At 65.4% G+C, this 18,441-nt stretch carries 14 protein-coding genes; 8 read left to right on the top strand and 6 right to left on the bottom strand.

Annotated features, from left to right (window positions below):
- Window positions 1–15 precede the first annotated feature (15 nt).
- The 7 genes from GGR40_RS13470 to GGR40_RS13440 all read left to right on the top strand — a co-directional run bounded on the left by GGR40_RS13470 (window position 16) and on the right by GGR40_RS13440 (window position 10,842).
- Window positions 16–1,335: a family 1 glycosylhydrolase gene (locus tag GGR40_RS13470; protein ID WP_429276753.1), complete on the top strand. Its 1,320-nt coding sequence runs from the start codon at window positions 16–18 to the stop codon at window positions 1,333–1,335.
- Window positions 1,336–1,360: 25 nt separating this feature from the next.
- Window positions 1,361–4,696 (top strand): glycosyl hydrolase, encoded by a 3,336-nt coding sequence (locus tag GGR40_RS13465; protein WP_429276752.1) that lies wholly within the window; start codon window positions 1,361–1,363, stop codon window positions 4,694–4,696.
- 48 nt (window positions 4,697–4,744) lie between these two features.
- Complete coding sequence (locus GGR40_RS13460) at window positions 4,745–5,713, top strand: nucleoside hydrolase (protein WP_429276751.1); 969 nt, start codon at window positions 4,745–4,747, stop codon at window positions 5,711–5,713.
- A gap of 73 nt (window positions 5,714–5,786) precedes the next feature.
- Window positions 5,787–6,359 carry an RNA polymerase sigma factor gene (locus GGR40_RS13455; RefSeq protein ID WP_429276750.1) on the top strand — a complete coding sequence of 191 codons (573 nt, stop codon included), beginning with the start codon at window positions 5,787–5,789 and terminating at the stop codon, window positions 6,357–6,359.
- Window positions 6,317–7,279: a FecR family protein gene (locus GGR40_RS13450; protein WP_429276749.1), complete on the top strand. Its 963-nt coding sequence runs from the start codon at window positions 6,317–6,319 to the stop codon at window positions 7,277–7,279. The genes GGR40_RS13455 and GGR40_RS13450 overlap by 43 nt, the downstream gene beginning before the upstream one ends.
- 79 nt (window positions 7,280–7,358) lie before the next feature.
- Complete coding sequence (locus GGR40_RS13445) at window positions 7,359–9,848, top strand: TonB-dependent receptor (protein ID WP_429276748.1); 2,490 nt, start codon at window positions 7,359–7,361, stop codon at window positions 9,846–9,848.
- A 91-nt stretch (window positions 9,849–9,939) separates the two neighbouring features.
- Window positions 9,940–10,842, top strand: a complete 903-nt coding sequence (locus tag GGR40_RS13440) for a metallophosphoesterase family protein (protein ID WP_429276747.1) — start codon at window positions 9,940–9,942, stop codon at window positions 10,840–10,842.
- Between the two features lie 62 nt (window positions 10,843–10,904).
- On the opposite strand, the gene GGR40_RS13435 is transcribed toward GGR40_RS13440, so the two are convergent.
- The 3 genes from GGR40_RS13435 to GGR40_RS13425 form a co-directional block, all read right to left on the bottom strand.
- Window positions 10,905–12,353 carry a CYTH and CHAD domain-containing protein gene (locus GGR40_RS13435; RefSeq protein WP_429276746.1) on the bottom strand — a complete coding sequence of 483 codons (1,449 nt, stop codon included), beginning with the start codon at window positions 12,351–12,353 and terminating at the stop codon, window positions 10,905–10,907.
- A 100-nt stretch (window positions 12,354–12,453) separates the two neighbouring features.
- Window positions 12,454–12,849: a barstar family protein gene (locus tag GGR40_RS13430; RefSeq protein ID WP_429276745.1), complete on the bottom strand. Its 396-nt coding sequence runs from the start codon at window positions 12,847–12,849 to the stop codon at window positions 12,454–12,456.
- Window positions 12,850–12,894: 45 nt separating this feature from the next.
- On the bottom strand, window positions 12,895–14,352 hold the full coding sequence (locus tag GGR40_RS13425) for a porin (protein WP_429276744.1): 1,458 nt from the start codon (window positions 14,350–14,352) through the stop codon (window positions 12,895–12,897).
- Between the two features lie 157 nt (window positions 14,353–14,509).
- On the opposite strand from GGR40_RS13425, the gene ppk2 reads away from it, so the two are divergent.
- The gene (gene ppk2, locus GGR40_RS13420) at window positions 14,510–15,424 is read left to right on the top strand and encodes a polyphosphate kinase 2 (RefSeq protein WP_429276743.1); all 915 of its coding nucleotides are present in this window, start codon (window positions 14,510–14,512) and stop codon (window positions 15,422–15,424) included.
- A 13-nt stretch (window positions 15,425–15,437) separates the two neighbouring features.
- On the opposite strand, the gene GGR40_RS13415 is transcribed toward ppk2, so the two are convergent.
- The 3 genes from GGR40_RS13415 to GGR40_RS13405 all read right to left on the bottom strand — a co-directional run bounded on the left by GGR40_RS13415 (window position 15,438) and on the right by GGR40_RS13405 (window position 18,431).
- Complete coding sequence (locus GGR40_RS13415) at window positions 15,438–16,448, bottom strand: CorA family divalent cation transporter (protein ID WP_429276742.1); 1,011 nt, start codon at window positions 16,446–16,448, stop codon at window positions 15,438–15,440.
- Window positions 16,448–17,992: an inorganic phosphate transporter gene (locus GGR40_RS13410; protein WP_429276811.1), complete on the bottom strand. Its 1,545-nt coding sequence runs from the start codon at window positions 17,990–17,992 to the stop codon at window positions 16,448–16,450. Before GGR40_RS13410 ends, GGR40_RS13415 begins: the two co-directional genes overlap by 1 nt.
- A 301-nt stretch (window positions 17,993–18,293) precedes the next feature.
- Window positions 18,294–18,431 carry a hypothetical protein gene (locus GGR40_RS13405; protein WP_429276741.1) on the bottom strand — a complete coding sequence of 46 codons (138 nt, stop codon included), beginning with the start codon at window positions 18,429–18,431 and terminating at the stop codon, window positions 18,294–18,296.
- Between the last annotated feature and the right edge of the window lie 10 nt (window positions 18,432–18,441).

Here is an 18,441-nt window from a genome sequence, read left to right as displayed (position 1 = left end):
CGGGAGAGACAACAGATGCTGGACCGCAGAACCCTGATCGCAACGGGCATCGCCACGGGCGCTGCAATAATGGCGACGCCTTCGCTGGCCGCGCGCACTGCCGCCCGTGGCGGCGCGTTCCCCTCCGGCTTCCTGTGGGGCGCCGCGACTGCCCCGCACCAGATCGAGGGCAACAATACCGCGAGCGACCTGTGGTTTCTGGAAAACCAGCAGCCGACGATTTTCGCGACCCCATCGGGCGATGCCTGCAACAGTTTCGAACTTTGGGAAACCGACCTGGATCTGGCCCGGAACATGGGCCTCAACAGCTATCGCTTCGGGATCGAGTGGGCGCGCATTGAGCCGGAGAAGGGCCTGTTCTCGACCGCGATGCTGGCCCATTACAGGGCGCTGATCGAAGGCTGCCGCGCACGCGGCCTCGCCCCTATCGTGACTTTCAGCCATTTCACTGCCCCGCGCTGGTTCAGCGCTCAGGGCGGCTGGACCAATGCCGAGGCGCCGCAGCTTTTCGCACGGTACTGCGACAAAGCCATGCGCGCGCTGGGGCAGGGCATTGCCAGCGCCATCACCCTCAACGAGCCCAACATCCTGCTGCTCCTCAAGCCGATGCTGCCGCCGCAGGTATGGGACATGCAGAAACTGACGCTCGAAACGGCGGCAAAGCGGCTGGGCGTTCCCAAATTCGTCAGCGCCAACGTGGCAGGCTTCGATGACCTGCCCGCATTGCAGAAGGGGCTGCTCGCCGCGCATCAGGCAGGCAAGGCAGCGATCAAAGCGGTGCGCCCCGATCTGCCGGTGGGCTTTTCGCTGGCGATGATGGACGATCAGGCGGTCGGCAAGGCGTCCGTGCGCGACCGGATGCGCGAGGAGCTTTACGGCGCCTGGCTGGACGTGGCGAAGCACGACGACTTCATCGGCGTGCAGAACTACGAACGTGCGCTGTGGGGCGACAAGGGACGGCTTCCCGCGCCGGTGGGATCGGTCGTCAACTGGTCCGGTACCGAAGTATGGGCGCCGTCGCTGGCTGGCGCGGTGCGCTATGCCCATGCCGCCACGAAGGTGCCGATCCTGGTGTCGGAGCACGGCGTCGGCACCGAGGACGATGCGATCCGCGCCCGCTTCATTCCCGCCGCGCTGGCGGACCTCAGGCAGACCATCGAGGAAGGCGTACCGGTGCTGGGCTATTGCCACTGGTCGCTGCTCGACAATTTCGAGTGGATCTTCGGATACAAGCCCAGGTTCGGCCTGCACACCGTCGATCCTGTGACCTTCGCGCGCACGCCCAAGCCCAGCGCGGCGGTCTATGGCGCCATCGCGCGCCGCAACGCCGTCTGACCCGCCCATAGCCGCAGGAGCCTCGATGATGCCCCCCCGCAAACCCTTGCGCATTGCCCTTGCTCTTGCCTGCACGGCGCTGTCGGCGCCCCTGCTGGCAGACGAACTGGCGGATGGCTTCCAGAACCCGCCGCAAAGTGCCCGCCCGCGGGTCTGGTGGCACTGGATGAACGGCAACGTCACCAAAGACGGCATCGACAAGGATCTGGACTGGTTGGCCCGCATCGGCATCGGCGGCGTCCAGAACTTCGATGCCAGCCTGCAGACGCCGCAGATCGTGGACAAGCGGCTCGTCTACATGGACGATGGCTGGAAGGACGCCTTTCGCCACGCGGTGCAGGTGGCTGATGCCAAAGGGCTGGAATTCGCCATCGCGTCCTCGCCGGGGTGGAGCGAAACGGGTGGTCCCTGCGTAAAGCCGCAGGACGCGATGAAGAAGCTGGTCTGGTCCGAGACGGCAGTGAAGGGCGGGCAGCGTCCTGCCGCCCCGCTGGCGCCGCCGCCGTCGGTGACCGGCGCATTCCAGTCGGCCCGGTTCCACGATCCGCTGGAGAACCAGCCCGATCCGAACAAGTCCAGCTTCTATGCCGACGCGCTGGTACTGGCTTATCCCATGCAGCCCGTCGCCCTGCCGCAGCCCCGTGTCGCGCAGGGCAACGGCAAGGCAGTGGACCTTGCGTGGCTGACGGATGGCGATCTGGACAGCGCGGTTGCGATCGACCGGGGGACGGCGCAGGATCCCGGCTCCATCGTCTTCGACTATGGCGGGCCGGTCACCCTGCGCGCGGCCAGCCTGTTCATCCCTCATGCGCGCCCGCCGTTCGGCGACGCGGAGTACCTGCCCGCATTCGAAGTCGAGACGGCGCAGGGGTGGCAGCGGCTGGGCCGGTTCCCACTGTCCGAAGCGGAAAGCACGATCGCCTTTGTGGCGACGACCGCGCGCCGGTTCCGCATGGTGCTGGCGGCGAATGACGGCCCGAAGTCTCCCAGCCTTGGGGACGGCGCGCCGGGCGCGGAAACCTTCGACATCTTTGCCCGGCCAAAGTCCGATACCATCGCCATCAGCGACCTCAGGCTTTCCGCCGAACCGCGCGTGGACCAGTTCGAAATGAAGGCGGGCTTCGCCGTGGCGACGGACTACAACGCCCTGAGCGAGGGCGCGGTCACCGATGCCTCTGCCATCGACCCTGCTCGGGTGATCGACCTGACCGGCCGGCTGCGCTCAGACGGGACGCTGGACTGGACCGCGCCCAGGGGCAGCGACTGGCGCGTGCTGCGGCTGGGCTATTCGCTGACCGGCAAGACCAACCATCCCGCCACGCCCGAGGCGACCGGGCTGGAAGTGGACAAATACGATGCCGGGGCAGTGCGCCGCTACATCGAGCATTATCTGGGCATGTACCGCGATGCCGTGGGCGCGGAATGGATGGGTGCCAGGGGCATCCGAGCGCTGCTCAACGACAGCATCGAAGTCGGCCCCTCCAACTGGACGCCCGATATCGTCGCCCGTTTCAAGGCCCTGCGAGGCTACGATCCGACCCCTTACCTGCCCGCCCTGACCGGCGCAGTGGTCGGTTCCGCGCTGCAGAGCGACGGCTTCCTCAACGATTACCGCCAGACGCTCGCGGACCTGCTGGCCGAGGCGCATTACGGCACGATCGCCAGGGTCGCGCATGAAAACGGCCTGACGCTCTACGGGGAAGCGCTGGAAAACGGGCGCCCGGTGCTGGGCGACGATCTGGCCATGCGATCGCAAACCGACGTGCCGATGGCGGCGATGTGGACGTGGAACCGGGGCGCGCAACCGCGCTGGACCCTGCTGGGGGACATGAAGGGCGCGGCTTCGGTAGCGCATATCTATGGGCAGAACGTGGTGTCCGCGGAATCGATGACATCGGCGATGTCGCCCTGGGCCTATGCGCCGTCGGATCTCAAGCGGGTGATCGACCTGGAATTCGTGTCGGGCATAAACCGGCCCATCGTCCACACATCGGTGCACCAGCCGGTCGACGACAAGCTGCCGGGCCTCAGCCTGATGATCTTCGGGCAGTATTTCAACCGGCACGAAACCTGGGCCGACATGGCGAAGCCCTGGGTCGATTACATGGCGCGCACCGGCTACATGCTGCAACAGGGCCGCGACAGCGCCGACATAGCGTGGTTCTACGGCGAGGATCAGCCTATCACCTCGCTGTTCATGCAGGGCGTGCCCGGCGGCATCCCCACGCGCTACGGCTACGATTTCGTCAACGCCGACATCCTGGCCAACCGCCTGAAGGTGGAGGACGGCGAACTCGTCGCGCCGGGCGGGGCGCGGTACAAGGCGCTGTACCTGTCCCAAGCCAGCCGGGTCATAACCCTGCCGACGCTACGCCGCATCGCCGCACTGGTCGAACAGGGCGCGACCGTGATCGGCACACCGCCCAAACGCAGCCCCGCGCTGCACGACGATCCGGCGGCGTTCAGGGCGCTTGCCGCCCGGTTGTGGAGCGGCAACCCGGTCGGCAAGGGCCGTGTGATCGCCGGTCGCGATGCCGAAGACGCGCTGGCGAAGGTCGGTCTTTCGCCGGACTTCTCGGTCAGCGGCGGCACGCCCGGCGACTATGCCTTCCTCCATCGCAAGCTGGCGGACGGCGACCTGTATTTCGTGCGCTACGGCGGAACTGCGCCGCAGAAGGTGGAGGCGCGCTTTCGCGTGACCGGCAGGGCGCCCGAAATCTGGCGTGCGATTGACGGCACGGCCACGCCCGTATCCTACCGCATCGAGGGCGACGGGACCATGGTGCCGCTTGACGTCGGGCCGGAGGATGCGTTCTTCATCGTCTTTCGAAAGCCCACGCAGGGACAGACACATACCGTCGCGCCGCAGGTGTCTGCGGTCGTGCAGACGCTGGATCGGCCTTGGACGGTGCAGTTCCAGCCCGGACGCGGCGCTCCGGCGCAGATCGTGCTGCCGAAACTGCAACCTCTGGATCGCAATGCCGACAAGGGCGTGCGCTACTTTTCCGGCACCGCCACGTACCGCAGCACGTTCACCTTGCCGCGTTCCGCCCGAGCGGGTCAGCCGCTGTGGCTCGATCTCGGCGCGGTCGGCGACGTGGCGCAAGTCGCGGTCAACGGCAAGCCAGCCGGCACTGCATGGTACGCGCCCTATCGGCTGGACGTGGGCAAGCTGGTGAAGGCGGGGCGCAACACCGTGGAAGTGAAGGTCGCCAACCTGTGGGTGAACCGGCTGATCGGCGACAAGCAGCCCGGCGCACAGAAGGTGACCTTCACCGCCGCCCCTACCTACAAGCCCGAGGCGCCGCTGCGCGCGTCGGGGCTGATCGGGCCGGTGACGCTGCAGGCACCGTCGAACTGAAGGTATGGCGTCCTGTTCGTTACAGCATTGACCCGGGAGACTGCGCCTGTGCCCACCGACCTCAATCGCCGCACCTTCCTGTATGGATCGGCGTTCGCCGTGCTGGCTGCCACGGCAGACAAGGCGCTGGCGCAAGTGAAACGCACGCCCCAGTGCCGGGTCATCGTCGACAACGATTTCGCCGGCGACCCGGATGGACTTGTGGCGCTGGCGCATCAGCTTGCGTCCAAAGCCAGCCGCTGCGTGGGCGTCACCACATCGACGCTGGACCCCGGCCTTGCCGCCGCAGGAGGGCTGAAGCCGGGCGCGACCGCTGCCGCAGGCGCGGAGGCCGCGCGTGAACTGATCGGGCTGATGGGCATCGATCCGCGCGATTGCCCGGTCGCCGCAGGCAGCGAAACCATCGGGCCAGACGCGGCACAACCATCGGCGGCGGTGAAGCTGATCGTCGCCGAGGCGCTGCGCGACGATCCGCTTCCGCTGGTCTTCGCCTGTGGTGGGCCGCTGACCAATCTGGCGCAGGCGCTGCGTATCCGGCCCGACATCGCTCGGCGGATGAAGCTGATCTGGATCGGCGGCGGCGCCTACCCGGCGGGTGGGCACGAATACAACCTCGCCACCGATGCGAAGGCGGCACAGGCTGTCTTCGGCCACCGCGATCTGCCGATCTGGCAGGTGCCGCTGCCCGCCTACGAACGGTGCCTCATTTCCATCGAGGATTTCGAAGCCAACCTGCGGCCCATCTCCGCGACGACGCAGTGGCTGTACCGCCGCTACACCCAGCTTCCTCCGTTCGTGAAGCTGGGGGGTGTCATTGGCTTCGGGGACAGCGCCCTGGTGCTGCTGACCGCCCTTTCGGACAAGAGCAGCCCCGCTCACGACCGCACCGCGCGAGCGATCCTGGACGACGGCCGATATGGTGAAGAGATCGCAGGCCGCTTTGTGAAGGTCTTCGACGGGCTTGATGTGCGTCTGCTGCTGTCCGATTTCATGACGGCGATGCGGGCGCACGGATGAAGGCGCGACCGGCCGTGTCCTGAAACTGTAAGACAGCCCGTCTAGGCGCCTGCTCGGATTTCTGGAGCGTGCGTTGAGTTGGCTGCGTGACATCGACCGCTGGTTCATGGCCGAGGTGCTGCCCTATGCGGCAGCCTATCGGGCAAGGGCGGCGCATTTCTGCGGGCGCGACGATGCCGACGATCTGGTGCAGGAGGCCTACGCCCGCGTCCTGAACACGCCCGATTGCCGCAACATCCTGCAGCCGCGCGCCTTCATGCTGACGGTGATCCGCAATCTGGCGCTGGAGCGGCTGCGTCGCGCCAAGGTGGTGCGGATCGAACTGCTGGCATCGATGGACGTGCTCGACATCGTCGATCCCTCGCCCGATGCCTTCGCAGTGGCGTCGGGCCGGTCCGAGTTGCAGCGGCTGCTGCGCTCCATCGAAGCCCTGCCGCCGCAGTGCGCGCGCGTCATGCACATGCGCAAGGTTCAGGGCATGTCCCCTGCAGCGATCGCGCAGGCCCTTTCAATATCTGTCTCGACCGTGGAAAAGCATATCGCTAAGGGGCTTGCCCTCGTCACGAAGGCGCATCGTGACAGTGAAACCCAGGTGGAGGAAGTTTGTCCGGCCGTTTCGTCCCCCCGCAGCATCACGCTGACCTGACCGAGGAAGCCGCCGCATGGCTGGCTGCGCTCGATGCCGGGTCGGCTGACGTTGCGGAGTTCGAAGCCTGGCGCGACAGGGATGTCCGGCATGCCATCGCCTTTGCGCAAGTGGCCGATACCTGGCGCGACATGGACGGCTTGCGGGTCACGCAGGACGACCTGAACCGCAGGCTGCCCAGCGAAGCGGGAACCGGTGGAGCGGAAACCGTCGAGCAGCCGGCAAGGCGCCACATGCTGAAGGCGGCGGCCTCGATCGCGGCCATGGCGGTCATCGGCGGCGGCTTCGGCTATCGCGCTTATGCCCGCAACAAGGCGACGACAGCGGTCGGACAGCGGCAGACGGTTGCAGCCACGCCGGCGATGAAGCTCGATCTCAATACCGACAGCTGCGTCTACTGGAAGGACGGCGCTCCGGCGCGGCTGTGGCTGGAACGGGGCGAAGTGGCGATCGGGCTCGCAAGGGGGCAGCGGCTGGACCTGATCGCGGCGGACGGCACGTTCCGGCTTGAACCGGGCGCCTATAACGTGCGCCTGCGCGAGACCGGCTGCGAACTGGCGGTGCTGGCCGGCGCCATCACCCATGGTGCCTCGACGCGCATCGGCCCCGGCGAAACGGCGCTGGCAGCGGCGGGCCGCGTGAACGTCCACTCGCGCGACGGTGCAGACCTGTCGCGCATCACCGCCTGGCAGCAGGACACGCTGGTGCTGAGCGGGGAGAGCCTGGACTATGCGCTGGCGGAAATGAACCGCTACCTGCCCCGCAAGATCGTCATCGGCGATCCGGCATTGTCCCGCCTGCGGCTGGGCGGGACGTTCTCCACCACCAACCCCGACGAATTTCTGCAGGCGCTGCGCAGTTCGTTCGGTGTGAAGGCCCGTGCCGGTGCCAATGGCGGAACGGTCCTGACGCGCACCTGAAACTTTTTTCCGGGGCGACTGGCGGTTTTCCCGACGCCGTTCGTCCTTGCACCGATATTTGCACCTAGCGGGGATTTCCATGCACAAGTTTCTGACGACGACCGCCATCGTGGCGGCCGTGCTGCCGGCTGCCGCCCATGCGCAGGGCCAGACGGCACAGGTCCGGTTCGACATCGCGGCCAACGATACGGCCACCGCGCTCAACCAGTTTGCCCGTCAGGCAGGCGTCCACGTCATCTTCCCTTACGATGCCGTCGCCGGTCGCCGCACCACGGCACTGCGCGGCCGCTTCACGCGCGGTGAAGCGCTGCGCCGGCTGATCGCCGGACAGAGGCTGGTCATCGCCGACGAAACCCAGTCCATGATCTCGCTCAAGGCGGCAGCGGCAGAGCCGCACGATGCCGTGAAGGATGTCGCAAGCGCCGCGAGCGAGGACATCGTGGTGCTCGGGCAGGGACAGTCGCGCCAGGTGCAGACTGTTTCGACCCGCGCCATGGAGAAGGCCACGCCCGGTTCCTCGCCGCTGCGCACTCTGGGCCGCCTGCCGGGCGTGAACTTCGATTCCTCGGACGCGCGCGGCACGTACGAAGCGGCGACGCAGCTGTCGATCCGCGGCTTCCTGTCCGACCAGATGGGCTATACGCTGGACGGGGTTCCGCTGGGCAACTTTCAGTATCGCAACAACAACGGTCTTTCGATCAACCGCGCGCTGCTGACCGAGAACAACGGCCCGGCGACCCTGTCGCAGGGCAGCGGTGCGCTGGGGACGGCGTCCACCAGCAACATCGGTGGCACGGTGGATTTCACCTCGATCGACCCCACCGCAAAGTTCGGCCTCGATCTTGAGCAGAGCTACGGCAGCGCCGATTCCTGGCGCTCGTTCGTGCGCATGAACAGCGGCGACCTGCCATGGGGCGGGCGGCTGGCCATTTCCTATGCCCACGATCGGCAGGGCAAGTGGCGCGGCTGGGGCAAGCAGGAGCAGGACCAGCTCAACGCCAAGTACGTGCAGCCGCTGGGCGACAATGTCACCTCCACCACCTTTCTCGACATGATCCACCGCCGCGAAGACGACTACAACGACGTGTCGCTGTCGCGCCTGAAGATGTACGGCTGGAAGTTCGACAACGTGCCCACCTATGCGCTGGCCGAGCAGCTGGCCACGATCGTGCAGAACGGTGGCACCCCGCCCGCGCCTTACGTCAACGCCGACGACGCCGTCTATCAGGGTGGCGGGGTGCGCCGCGACCTGCTGGCCTACGAGAAGCTGGATTATCGGATCGGCGATCGCCTTTCGGGCTTCACCACCGGCTACATCCATCTCGACAAGGGCATCGGCACGTGGGCCAGCCCTTACGATCCGACGCCCGCAGCATACGGTGGTTCGCCGATCTCGGTGTCGGCGCTGCGGTACGACATCAACCGCAAGGGCGTGATCTCGCGCCTGAAGTTCAAGGCGGGCAGCCACACGATCGAGGCCGGGATCTGGTACGAACGCAATGCCTTCAATCAGGGCTCCTACCTCTACGGCCTGCAGGCGGGGGAGGCTCCGGACGATTTCCAGCAGTTCTACAGCAACCCGTTCAAGACCACGTTCTACAACGAGTACCGGACCGACACCCTGCAGCTGGACATCAGCGACACCTGGCAGGCAACCGATCGCCTGCGTATCAACGCGGGGGTGAAGGGCGTGGTATCGACGAACAAGGCGAACAGCGTCATCAGCACCAAGCCGATCGACGGGTCCATTCAGGCAAAGAACTGGTTCCTGCCCACCGCAGGCGGGCTCTACAAGCTGGACGACAGCAACGAACTGTTCGCCGACTATACGCGCAACATGTCCGCATTCGTCGCCTCTACGTCCAGCGGGCCGTTCTCCAGCAGTTCTCAGGCAGGGTTCGACTATATCCGCTCCGACCTGAAGCCGGAAATGACGAATACGTTCGAAGGCGGCTATCGTTTCCACAACCGCGACCTGCAGCTTTCGCTGACCGGCTACTACGTGAAGTTCACCAATCGCCTGCTCGCATCGTCGATCAGCGCGACGGTGGTGGGCAACCAGAACGTCCTGCAGAACGTGGGCAGCGTGTCCTCGCGCGGCGTGGAAGCGGCGGTGAACTGGAAGTTCGCGCCTCACTGGACGATCTACGGCAGCTGGGCCTACAACGATGCGACCTATGACGACGACGTGCAGCCACTCGGCGGAACCCTCGTCGCCACAAAGGGCAAGCAGGTCGTCGCTTCGCCCAAGCATGTCGGCACCGTGGAACTGACCTATGACGACGGAAAGCTGTGGGGCGGCGTCAACGCGCATTACCGCAGCAGGCGCTACTACAGCTACCTCAACGACACGGTGCTGCCGGGCGCGGTCAACGTCAACCTGTCCGCCGGTTATCGCTTCAGCGAAACCATCGACGTCCAGTTCAATCTGACGAACGCCTTCGACAAGCGCTACATCGCATCGACCGGAACCGCCGGCTTCGTCACGTCGGACCCGAACGGCACCTATACGACGCTGCAGACTGCTGCGCCGCGCCAGATCTTCGGCACGATCCGCGTCCACTTCTGATCCTGAACCGGGCGGCTTTCCCCTGCGAGTGCCGCCCCTTCCTCTGCCGATGGTGTTACCTATGGAACGACGCAATCTTCTGAAACTCGCGATGGGCGCACCGTTGCTTCCGCTGGCCGCGCAGGCTTCGGAAGCGGTGGGCAGGCCTGCTGATGCAGAGTTCACGTTCGCTTTCATGGGCGATTGCCACATCCGCCCGGAACTGGATGCAGAGCGCGGCTGCGCGATGTGCTTCGAACAGATCTCCGCGTCGCCGGTCGATTTCGTGATCCAGGGCGGCGACCATATCGAGGACGCAATGGAAGTCGGGCGGGAGCGTGCGACGGCGCTGATGGACCTTTACCAGCGCACGGAGCGCAAGCACCTACGCAAGCCGGTGCGCCACGTTCTGGGCAACCACGATTGCCTGGGCGTTTTCGCGAAGAGCGGCATCGATCCTTCGGCGCCGGACTATGGCAAGCAGTTCTACATCGACCGTTTCGGCCCTCGATATTACGCCTTCGATCACAAGGGCGTGCATTTCGTCGTGCTGGATTCGATGGGCATCACCCCCGACCGCAATTACGAAGGCCGCGTCGATGCCGAACAGCTGGCATGGCTGCGCGCCGATCTGGCGGCGCAACCCAGCGGCGCGCGCATCATCGTCGTCACGCACATTCCGCTGGTCACGGCGATGCAGTGCTACGAACCGGAATCGTGGCTGAACACGCCGCATAACTGGACTTTCGTGGTCAATGGCCGCGAAGTGCTGCGCATCCTTCGCGAATACGACGTGCTAGCCGTGCTGCAGGCCCACAGTCACGTCTATGAAAGGATCGAGCTGAACGGCATGTCCTTCATCAGCACCGGTGCCGTTGCCGGGGCGGACTGGCGCGGCTCGTTCCTCGGCACGCCCGAGGGCTATACCGAAATCACGGTTTCCGGGCGACTGGTGGGGAGCCGCTATCGGACTTACGGTTTCCGCAGCGTCGATCGGGAAGACGTGCCGATCTGACGACCCTTCGTTGCCGATGCACTGGAGCCGACCGGAGCGCGCTAACCCGGTCCTGTTTGCGATCAGGTCCAGAACCGCTTTGCGTCGATCAGCGTTTCGTAATGGTCCGCCGCATGTTCCAACATCGCCGGCTTGCGTTCGGGGACGTGGGTTTCGGTGTCCGCGATGCCAAGGCGGCGCAACGTGTCCGACGCGGCTGACAGGTCGTTCAGTTCGCCCAGACTTTCCTGCAGGTCTTCCAGACCCGACAGGAACCGCTTGTAGCGCTTGCGTTCCTGCTTTGCACCATACAGCGCCGCGAAGAACTCGGTGGCGTAGCGCAGCTTCTTGGCCGATTTTCGCAGTTCGTGGCGGCTTTCGTCATCCAGCGCCTCAAGGTTCAGGCCCTGCCGCTTCACCTTCTTCCGCAGCTTGCGCAGCGTCCTTGCCGCGAAGGCCGACGCCGGCATCGACCTGGCGTCTTCGTTGGCGGCGCTGCGCAGCCACTCGCCCATCGTCAGCCATTCGATGAGGTCGATCATCAGCGCCCGCGCGCGTGAAGATTGCAGCGCCGCAGCCACCTCGTCGTAGGCAGCCGTCCGGGCATCGAGCAGTTGCGCCCGAGCCGGTTCCTGCCCGAAGCGCTTGAGCAGAACGTCGATGTCGCGGGCCTTGCCCAGTTCCGCCGCCAGCCAGCGCAGTTCGGCATTTAGCCTTGGAACGGCGTCATCCACGAACACGCCCTTGTGGATCGTCAGCGCCGACCGCAGCCGCCGGATCGCCACGCGGGCCTGATGCAGCGCGCCTGCGTCCCGGTTATCCAGCACGGCCGGCACGTTCAGGCGATGGTGGCGCAGGCAGGCAAAGCCGATCGCCTGGAACGCGGTTGCCGCGGTCATCTCCTCGCTCAGCGCAACGCGGTGCGCCTTGGTGACGGTGAGGGCCGGGCCAAGCAGCCTGTACCCGCGTTCCGCCTTGCTCTGAACACCCAGCTGAACCGGCGCGATCGCGTCGATCCCGCGCGCCAGGGCAAAGATCGCTGCAGGGTCACCGTCCTTGTGCTCCAGCTCAACTTCGGCGAACGGCGTCTCTCGATCACCCGCGATCGCGCGGCCACGGTCGAGCGAGACCTCGATGCCGTCCACAGCCCACTGGCGGCGCTCGTTCTCCACCGTAAAGGCGGGGGCTATCTCGGCGATGCGCTCTGCCATCCAGGCGGTTACCGGGATCGTGTGGTCCAGAACGGGGCGGTCGTCCGGTACTTCGAATTCCCACTCGGGACGGACGAACAGGCCGGCGGTTGTCCCCGAAGCCTTGACCGTCTGCACCCGGCGATCTCCTTCGCGCCGGATGCGCAGCGACAGACCGCCTTCGAGCAGTGCCCGGTCGGGTGTGTCGAAGTAGATGGCGCGCTGGGCGGCGGGGGCGGGCACCCCGCTCAGCAGGTCCGAAGCCAGCAGCGCGTCCATGCCCACCGGGGTCAGTTCCAGCTTGAGCTCCATTTCCAGGCTCATGGCGGCCTTGGTCGTCATCGTCTCGCCTCTTGTCCTGCATTACAGTCTGTCAACGTGCGAGAGGCTCGATCGTGACACGACGCAGGCACGCGCGCCGCATTTTTTGCGACCGCTCACCTCATGCAGGGACGATTTCGATGTTCGGGTGGTCCGCAAATACCTGCATCACGACGTCGAAATAGGTGGTGCCGCCGCCTTTCTCCAGCGCGTCCAACTGGTCGACGATGGGCGATCCGTTGAACATCGTGCGCGTGCCCAGCCTTTCGCGCAGAAACGCCCATGTTGCATCGCGGCCCAGCGCAGCGCGGGTTGCGGCCATGTCGCGCCAGATCATGCGAACCCGCTCCGCGCCATCGATGGCGCCATAGCCGCCGTACAGCGCGTCGTTCAGGGCATCGAGGCTTTCGCCCAGCTCCCAGGATTCCCCCGCCATCAGCAGGCGGTTCATCTGCGCGTAGAAGGAAGCGATGCCGGTTATCGCGCGTCCGTCGATCTCGAACTCTTTATGCGGCATCGATCCCGGTTCGCCTCCATCTCGACGGATAGACGTACCGTGGGCCTAGTAGTTCCACTGCACCTGAGTTCGGATCAGGTTGCCTTCGGCCCGTCCCGCACGCCGTTCGTCCGCCTCGCGCCGCTTCATGTTGGCGTAGGCGAGGGTAAGTTCGAGCGCATCGAAGATCTGCCATTCGACACCCACTTCGATCTCGTCCGTTTCCAGACGCGGCGAATTGGTGCTGGCCTTCCAGCCGCCACGATAGTGTTGCCAGCGACCGTAAGGCATGAGCCGGCCAAGGCCGACATCACCCACGTCGTACATCGCCTGGACGTAGCCGCCACTGGCGTCGGTCACCCGGATCGCCCTCAGCGCATCGTTGTATTGCGGGCTGCGACCCTTGGTCCATTCCGCCTGCAGGCCGAACGGCTGCGGATAGAGGATGGCATGCACGCCGAAATGGTTGTCGGTGAAATCGGCATCGCTGACCCCGCCCGTGCGCAGTTCAGGCCGGATCTTGTTGAGCATCGCCGTGCCGCCCACTTCCAGCACCTGCCCGCGGAATGCGCCGCCCAGCCCGTCAAGCTCGAACGGCCACGTCGCCATGGCGTATGTCGCCAGCCCCTTGTTCTGTTCGGTCCGGTTGACGCCCTGACCATTGTACGCCGCAAGCGCGAAGGCGCCGTAGTTGCCGAAGGTCTTCTGCTTGGCCTTGAGCAGCCGGGCCCAGATGCGCTGGACCCGCGTCGGCGTGTAGAACAGCACGACGCCCAGATCGCGTTCGCTTGGAACCGCGCTGTTGATCGCGTCCGACCGGTCAAGCGTCAGGCGGTTGGACGAAGACTGCAGGTTCTCCCACCCGAACGGCACCTTGGACTGGCCAAGCCGCACCTTCAGCGTGTGGTCGCCGGTCAGGAACACGTCGGCATAGGCGTCGCGCAACTGCACGTAGTGTTCGCGCCGTTCCCCGTTCGACTGTGCATTCACTGCCGATGCGAAATCGCTCTGAAAATAGAGCGAGACGTGGTCCGACAGGTCACCTTGCAGGATAAGGCGCGCGCGGCGCAGCGAAAAGCCGCCGTTCTCGTTGATCGAACTGTCGTGCACCGAGCGCAGGCGCGACCGGCCGCTGGGCGCGGTGTCGTCACCGTCGATGAAGGCGTTGTAGCGCATCTGCGTATACCCGCGGAGCTTGAGCCGATCGTACCAGTGATCGCCGTTCTTCGGCTTCTCCTTGGAAGAGGCCGCAGTCGCCAGCTGCGGCGGCGAAGATTGCCCGACCGGTGCCAAGGTGGCCGGCGCTTGCGCTGCAGGAGCCGAGGCGACCGCGGATGGCGGGGCGGCGGGCGCGGCGCCGGGGCGCGCCGTGGCCAGTTCGGCATTGCGCTCTGCCCGCAGCGCCTCGACCTGTGCCTTCAGTTCCAGGATTTGCCGCTGAAGGTCTTCGACAGTCTGCGCCGAGGCTGGCGCCGCCAGGAACAGCCCACTGCAGCTAACGGCAATTGCGGTAGAACTACGCATCAAGGCCCCCGAACGACAATGTCGCCATGATGTATGCTTGCATTGCGGCAGTTTGATTGCGCCGATTAGCTATCGCGCTTTCATTTAAATCGGGATGGTCATCCCCGTGTCATCGGCCCCCTTCAGGTTCGGCGGCGTTTCAACGAGGAATGACCCCATGTCGCTGACTGATGCTTTCGAGATGGACCGGATCAAGGACGAGATCGCTGACAGCTTCGACGAAGAGCTGGAAATGGAGATCGACGAAAGCCGCCTCGAAGCACTTCTGGGCGACATGGCGGACCACCCTGACCGGGCCCAGATCGAACGGCGCACCTATTTTCGCGAACTTTTCCGCCTGCAGCATGAACTGGTCCGCCTGCAGGAATGGGTCCAGCACAAGGGGCTCAAAGTCGTCATCCTTTTCGAGGGCCGCGATTCGGCGGGCAAGGGCGGCGCCATCAAGCGCATCACGCAGCGGCTGAACCCGCGCGTGTGCCGCGTGGCCGCGCTGCCCGCCCCCAACGAGCGCGAGCGTACCCAGTGGTACTTCCAGCGCTATGTGCAGCACTTGCCCGCCGCCGGGGAGATCGTGCTGTTCGACCGCAGCTGGTACAACAGGGCGGGCGTGGAACGCGTGATGGGCTTCTGCACCGAGGACGAGGTGGAAGAGTTCTTCCGCTCTGTGCCCGAGTTCGAGCGGATGCTGGTGCGCTCCGGGATCATCCTCCTGAAGTACTGGTTCTCGATCACCGACGAGGAACAGCAGTTCCGCTTCAACATGCGCATCCACGATCCGCTCAAGCAGTGGAAGCTGTCGCCCATGGACGTGGAATCGCGCCGCCGCTGGGAAGACTATACCCGCGCCAAGGAAGCGATGCTGGAGCATACGCACATTCCCGAGGCGCCGTGGTGGGTGGTCGAGGCGGTCGACAAGAAGCGTGCGCGCCTCAACTGCATCGCGCATCTGCTGGACCAGATTCCTTACGACGACGTGCCGCGCAGCGCCGTCATCCTGCCCGATCGCGTGCGCAATGCCGATTACATCCGCCACCCGGTTCCGCCCGAAATGATCGTGCCGCAAGCTTTCTGACGGGGCACGGCCCTTAGCGGAAGAACCCCTTGGAGCGCAGGAACAGGTACGTCGCCAGCGCCGTACCGCCTGCGACCAGCGTTGCCGCCAGGGTACCATGCGCGCCGGTGAAGGGCAGGCCGCCGGTGTTCATGCCGAACAGGCCGGTCACCAGCGTGGCGGGCAGCAGCAGCGCCGTCATGACTGACAGCAGGTAGAGGTTCTGGTTGGTGCGCTGGTCCTGTTGCAGATCCAGTTCGTCACGCAGCAGCCGCAGCTGACCCTGCACGGCCAGCGCATCGGCATCCAGGCCCTGCATGCGCTGGGACAGCTTTTCGACGGTGGCGTGAAGGTTGTCGGGCAGATCATCGTCCTGCTCAAGCCGACGGAAGACGCGCTGCGTGCCGTCCAGCATGCGGTGGATTTGCGCCAGCCGACGCCGGATGCCGAGCAGTTGCTGGCTGGTCGGCGGCCTGTGCCCTTCAAGAAACGTGTCTTCGGCCGCCTGGACGTCCGCCGACAGGCGGCGGATCACCGCATCGATGTTCTGGCTGAGGCCGCCTGCCAACAGATCCAGCGCGCTGGCCGGGCCGACGATACGTGCGCCGCCCTCGATCTTCTGGCGCACGATGTCCGCGGAGCCGAGCGGATGGCGGCGCGCGGTGATGATGAGGTCCGGCATCACCATGACCCGCAGCGCGCCTACGCGGGCGGTATCACCCACGTCGAAGTCCCGCTCAAGGTCGTGCAGGATGCAGCATACCGCCGCGCCGTCCACCAGCGCGCGCTGGTGGGAATCGGGCGACAGCAGCAGTTCGCGCGTGGCGGGTGAAAGCGCCGGCGCGTTCTCTATCCAGGTGCGGGTGCCCTGATCGGCAAGATTCAGGTGCAGCCAGCGGAACACTCCGCGATCGGCGCTGTCGCACGACGCAACCTCGCGCATGCCATGAACGGCGAAGTCCAGGCCCCATATGAGGCCTGGACCGACGTTGAATTCAGGCGCAATCCCCGCAGGGCGGGGATCGCCGGGCAGGATGTCGCCCATCAGAAGACCATCGAGAATACCGCATAGAGCCCACCGGCAAGCAGGATGGAACAGGGCAGCGTGAGCACCCAGGCCATCAGCAGGTTACGCACGGTGCTCATCTGCAGGCCCGACTTGTTGGCGGCCATCGTGCCCGCGACGCCCGAAGACAGGACGTGCGTGGTCGACACCGGAAGGCCAAGGTGGTCGGCAGCGAAGATCGTCCCCATCGCGACCAGTTCGGCCGAAGCGCCCTGCGCATAGGTAAGGTGCGACTTGCCGATCTTCTCACCCACCGTCACGACGATGCGCTTCCACCCGACCATGGTGCCGAGGCCCAGCGCAAAGGCGACCGCCACCTTGACCCAGGTGGGGATGAAGCGGGTGCCGGCATCGAGTGACTTCTTGAAGCCGTTCACCGCCTCTACCCGCGTGTCGTCCAGATTGGCGGCCTCGTCCTTGGCCAGGCGCTTGATGCCCTCGGAAGCCAGGTACATGTCGTTGCGCACGTTTTCGGTAGCGGCGGCAGGCACCTTCGCCAGCGAGCCGTATTCGTCGACCTGACGATCGATGTGCTGCACCAGCGCAGCTAGGGCAGGCGCCGTTTCGGGTTTGTAGGTCTTGTCGGCGATGTAGCTGGTGACGGTGCGGCGGGCATCGTCTGGGCGAATGGCAGCCGCGGCGGCTCCGTTGGTCAGCGCGGCATAGGCTTTATCGGCGCCGATGTGGAATTCCTGCGTGTAGCTTTCCGGCACAGCGCGGTTCAGCGCATAGGCGGTGGGCACGGTGCCGATCAGGATCAGCATGATGAGGCCCATGCCCTTCTGCCCGTCGTTCGATCCGTGCGCAAAGCTGACGCCGGTGCAGGTGAAGATCAGCAGGGTGCGGATCCACAGGGGCGGCGGAGTATCGCCCTTGGGTTCCTGATAAAGCGCTTCGTTGCGGATCAGCACCTTCATCGCCAGGAACAGCAGCGCGGCGACGCCGAACCCGATGAGCGGCGAAACCAGCAGCGCCTGGCCGATTTCAGTCGCCTTGGTCCAGTCCACGCCTGCGGTGCCGCTCTTGCCGTGCATCATCGCGTTGGCCACGCCGACACCGATGATCGAACCGATCAGCGTATGCGAGCTGGACGAGGGGATGCCCAGCCACCAGGTGGCAAGGTTCCACACGATGGCGGCGATCAGCAGCGCGAAAACCATCGCGAAACCGGCGCTGGAGCCGACCTGCAGGATCAGTTCGACCGGCAGCAGCGAGACGATCCCGAACGCCACCGCGCCGCTGGAGAGCAGGACACCCAGGAAGTTGAAGAAGCCCGACCATACCACCGCGACATTGGCTGGCATGGCGTTGGTGTAGATCACCGTAGCCACCGCGTTGGCGGTGTCGTGGAAGCCGTTGACGAACTCGAACCCCAGCGCGATGAGCAGGGCGATGAAGAGCAGCAGGAAAGGAAGCAGGGCGATGGCGCCCATGCCCGAAGCGGCGGCATCGGCGTAGACGCTGTAGGCGACATACCCGATAGCCGCCAGGATCGCTGCGCCGAAGCCCAGCTGCCCTGCCATTCCCAGGCCTTTTTCAAGATTGGGCCGGGCGTACTCGCCAGCCGTCACGGTTGCATTCACGGAGCTATCTCCTAGCAGGATAGCTACCCGGTTAACGTGTTTCCATTACATCGTTGTTGCAGTTCATTGCCCGACGATCTGTCCGTGGTAGATGTCAGCGGCGCGATGCTTCTGCCCGCAGGGGTTCTGCTAGTTCAGCTGGGCGTTGCGGTCACCAACGCGACTGATCGTAGCGGACCTGCGGGCAACACGCATCCACACCACACGATGGTGCCAATGCTGGCGACCATGAGCTCGACGGTCACCCGGCGTCGTCGATCGTCAGCCGTTCTTCCGGCTGGTCAGCTGCCGCGCCATCATGGTGTCGGCGTGGTGCAGCGGCATCGTCATCGGGAAGCTGGCGCCCATGGTCGGCACCCAGTAACACTGTATCAGCCATAGGATCGACG

This window comes from Novosphingobium gossypii (assembly GCF_050433305.1).
Taxonomy (GTDB): Bacteria; Pseudomonadota; Alphaproteobacteria; order Sphingomonadales; family Sphingomonadaceae; genus Novosphingobium; species Novosphingobium gossypii.
Note: the sequence above shows the minus strand (reverse complement) of the source record. Positions and strands in the feature narration are given on the sequence as shown.

Coding starts and splice junctions, on each gene's coding strand:
- GGR40_RS13470 (WP_429276753.1), top strand. CDS start 16: ATGCTGGACCGCAGAACCCTGATCGCAACGGGCATCGCCACGGGCGCT.
- GGR40_RS13425 (WP_429276744.1), bottom strand. CDS start 14,352: ATGCGTAGTTCTACCGCAATTGCCGTTAGCTGCAGTGGGCTGTTCCTG.
- GGR40_RS13445 (WP_429276748.1), top strand. CDS start 7,359: ATGCACAAGTTTCTGACGACGACCGCCATCGTGGCGGCCGTGCTGCCG.
- GGR40_RS13435 (WP_429276746.1), bottom strand. CDS start 12,353: ATGACGACCAAGGCCGCCATGAGCCTGGAAATGGAGCTCAAGCTGGAA.
- GGR40_RS13405 (WP_429276741.1), bottom strand. CDS start 18,431: ATGGCTGATACAGTGTTACTGGGTGCCGACCATGGGCGCCAGCTTCCC.
- GGR40_RS13430 (WP_429276745.1), bottom strand. CDS start 12,849: ATGCCGCATAAAGAGTTCGAGATCGACGGACGCGCGATAACCGGCATC.
- GGR40_RS13415 (WP_429276742.1), bottom strand. CDS start 16,448: ATGGGCGACATCCTGCCCGGCGATCCCCGCCCTGCGGGGATTGCGCCT.
- ppk2 (WP_429276743.1), top strand. CDS start 14,510: ATGTCGCTGACTGATGCTTTCGAGATGGACCGGATCAAGGACGAGATC.
- GGR40_RS13440 (WP_429276747.1), top strand. CDS start 9,940: ATGGGCGCACCGTTGCTTCCGCTGGCCGCGCAGGCTTCGGAAGCGGTG.
- GGR40_RS13465 (WP_429276752.1), top strand. CDS start 1,361: ATGATGCCCCCCCGCAAACCCTTGCGCATTGCCCTTGCTCTTGCCTGC.
- GGR40_RS13410 (WP_429276811.1), bottom strand. CDS start 17,992: ATGGCAGGGCAGCTGGGCTTCGGCGCAGCGATCCTGGCGGCTATCGGG.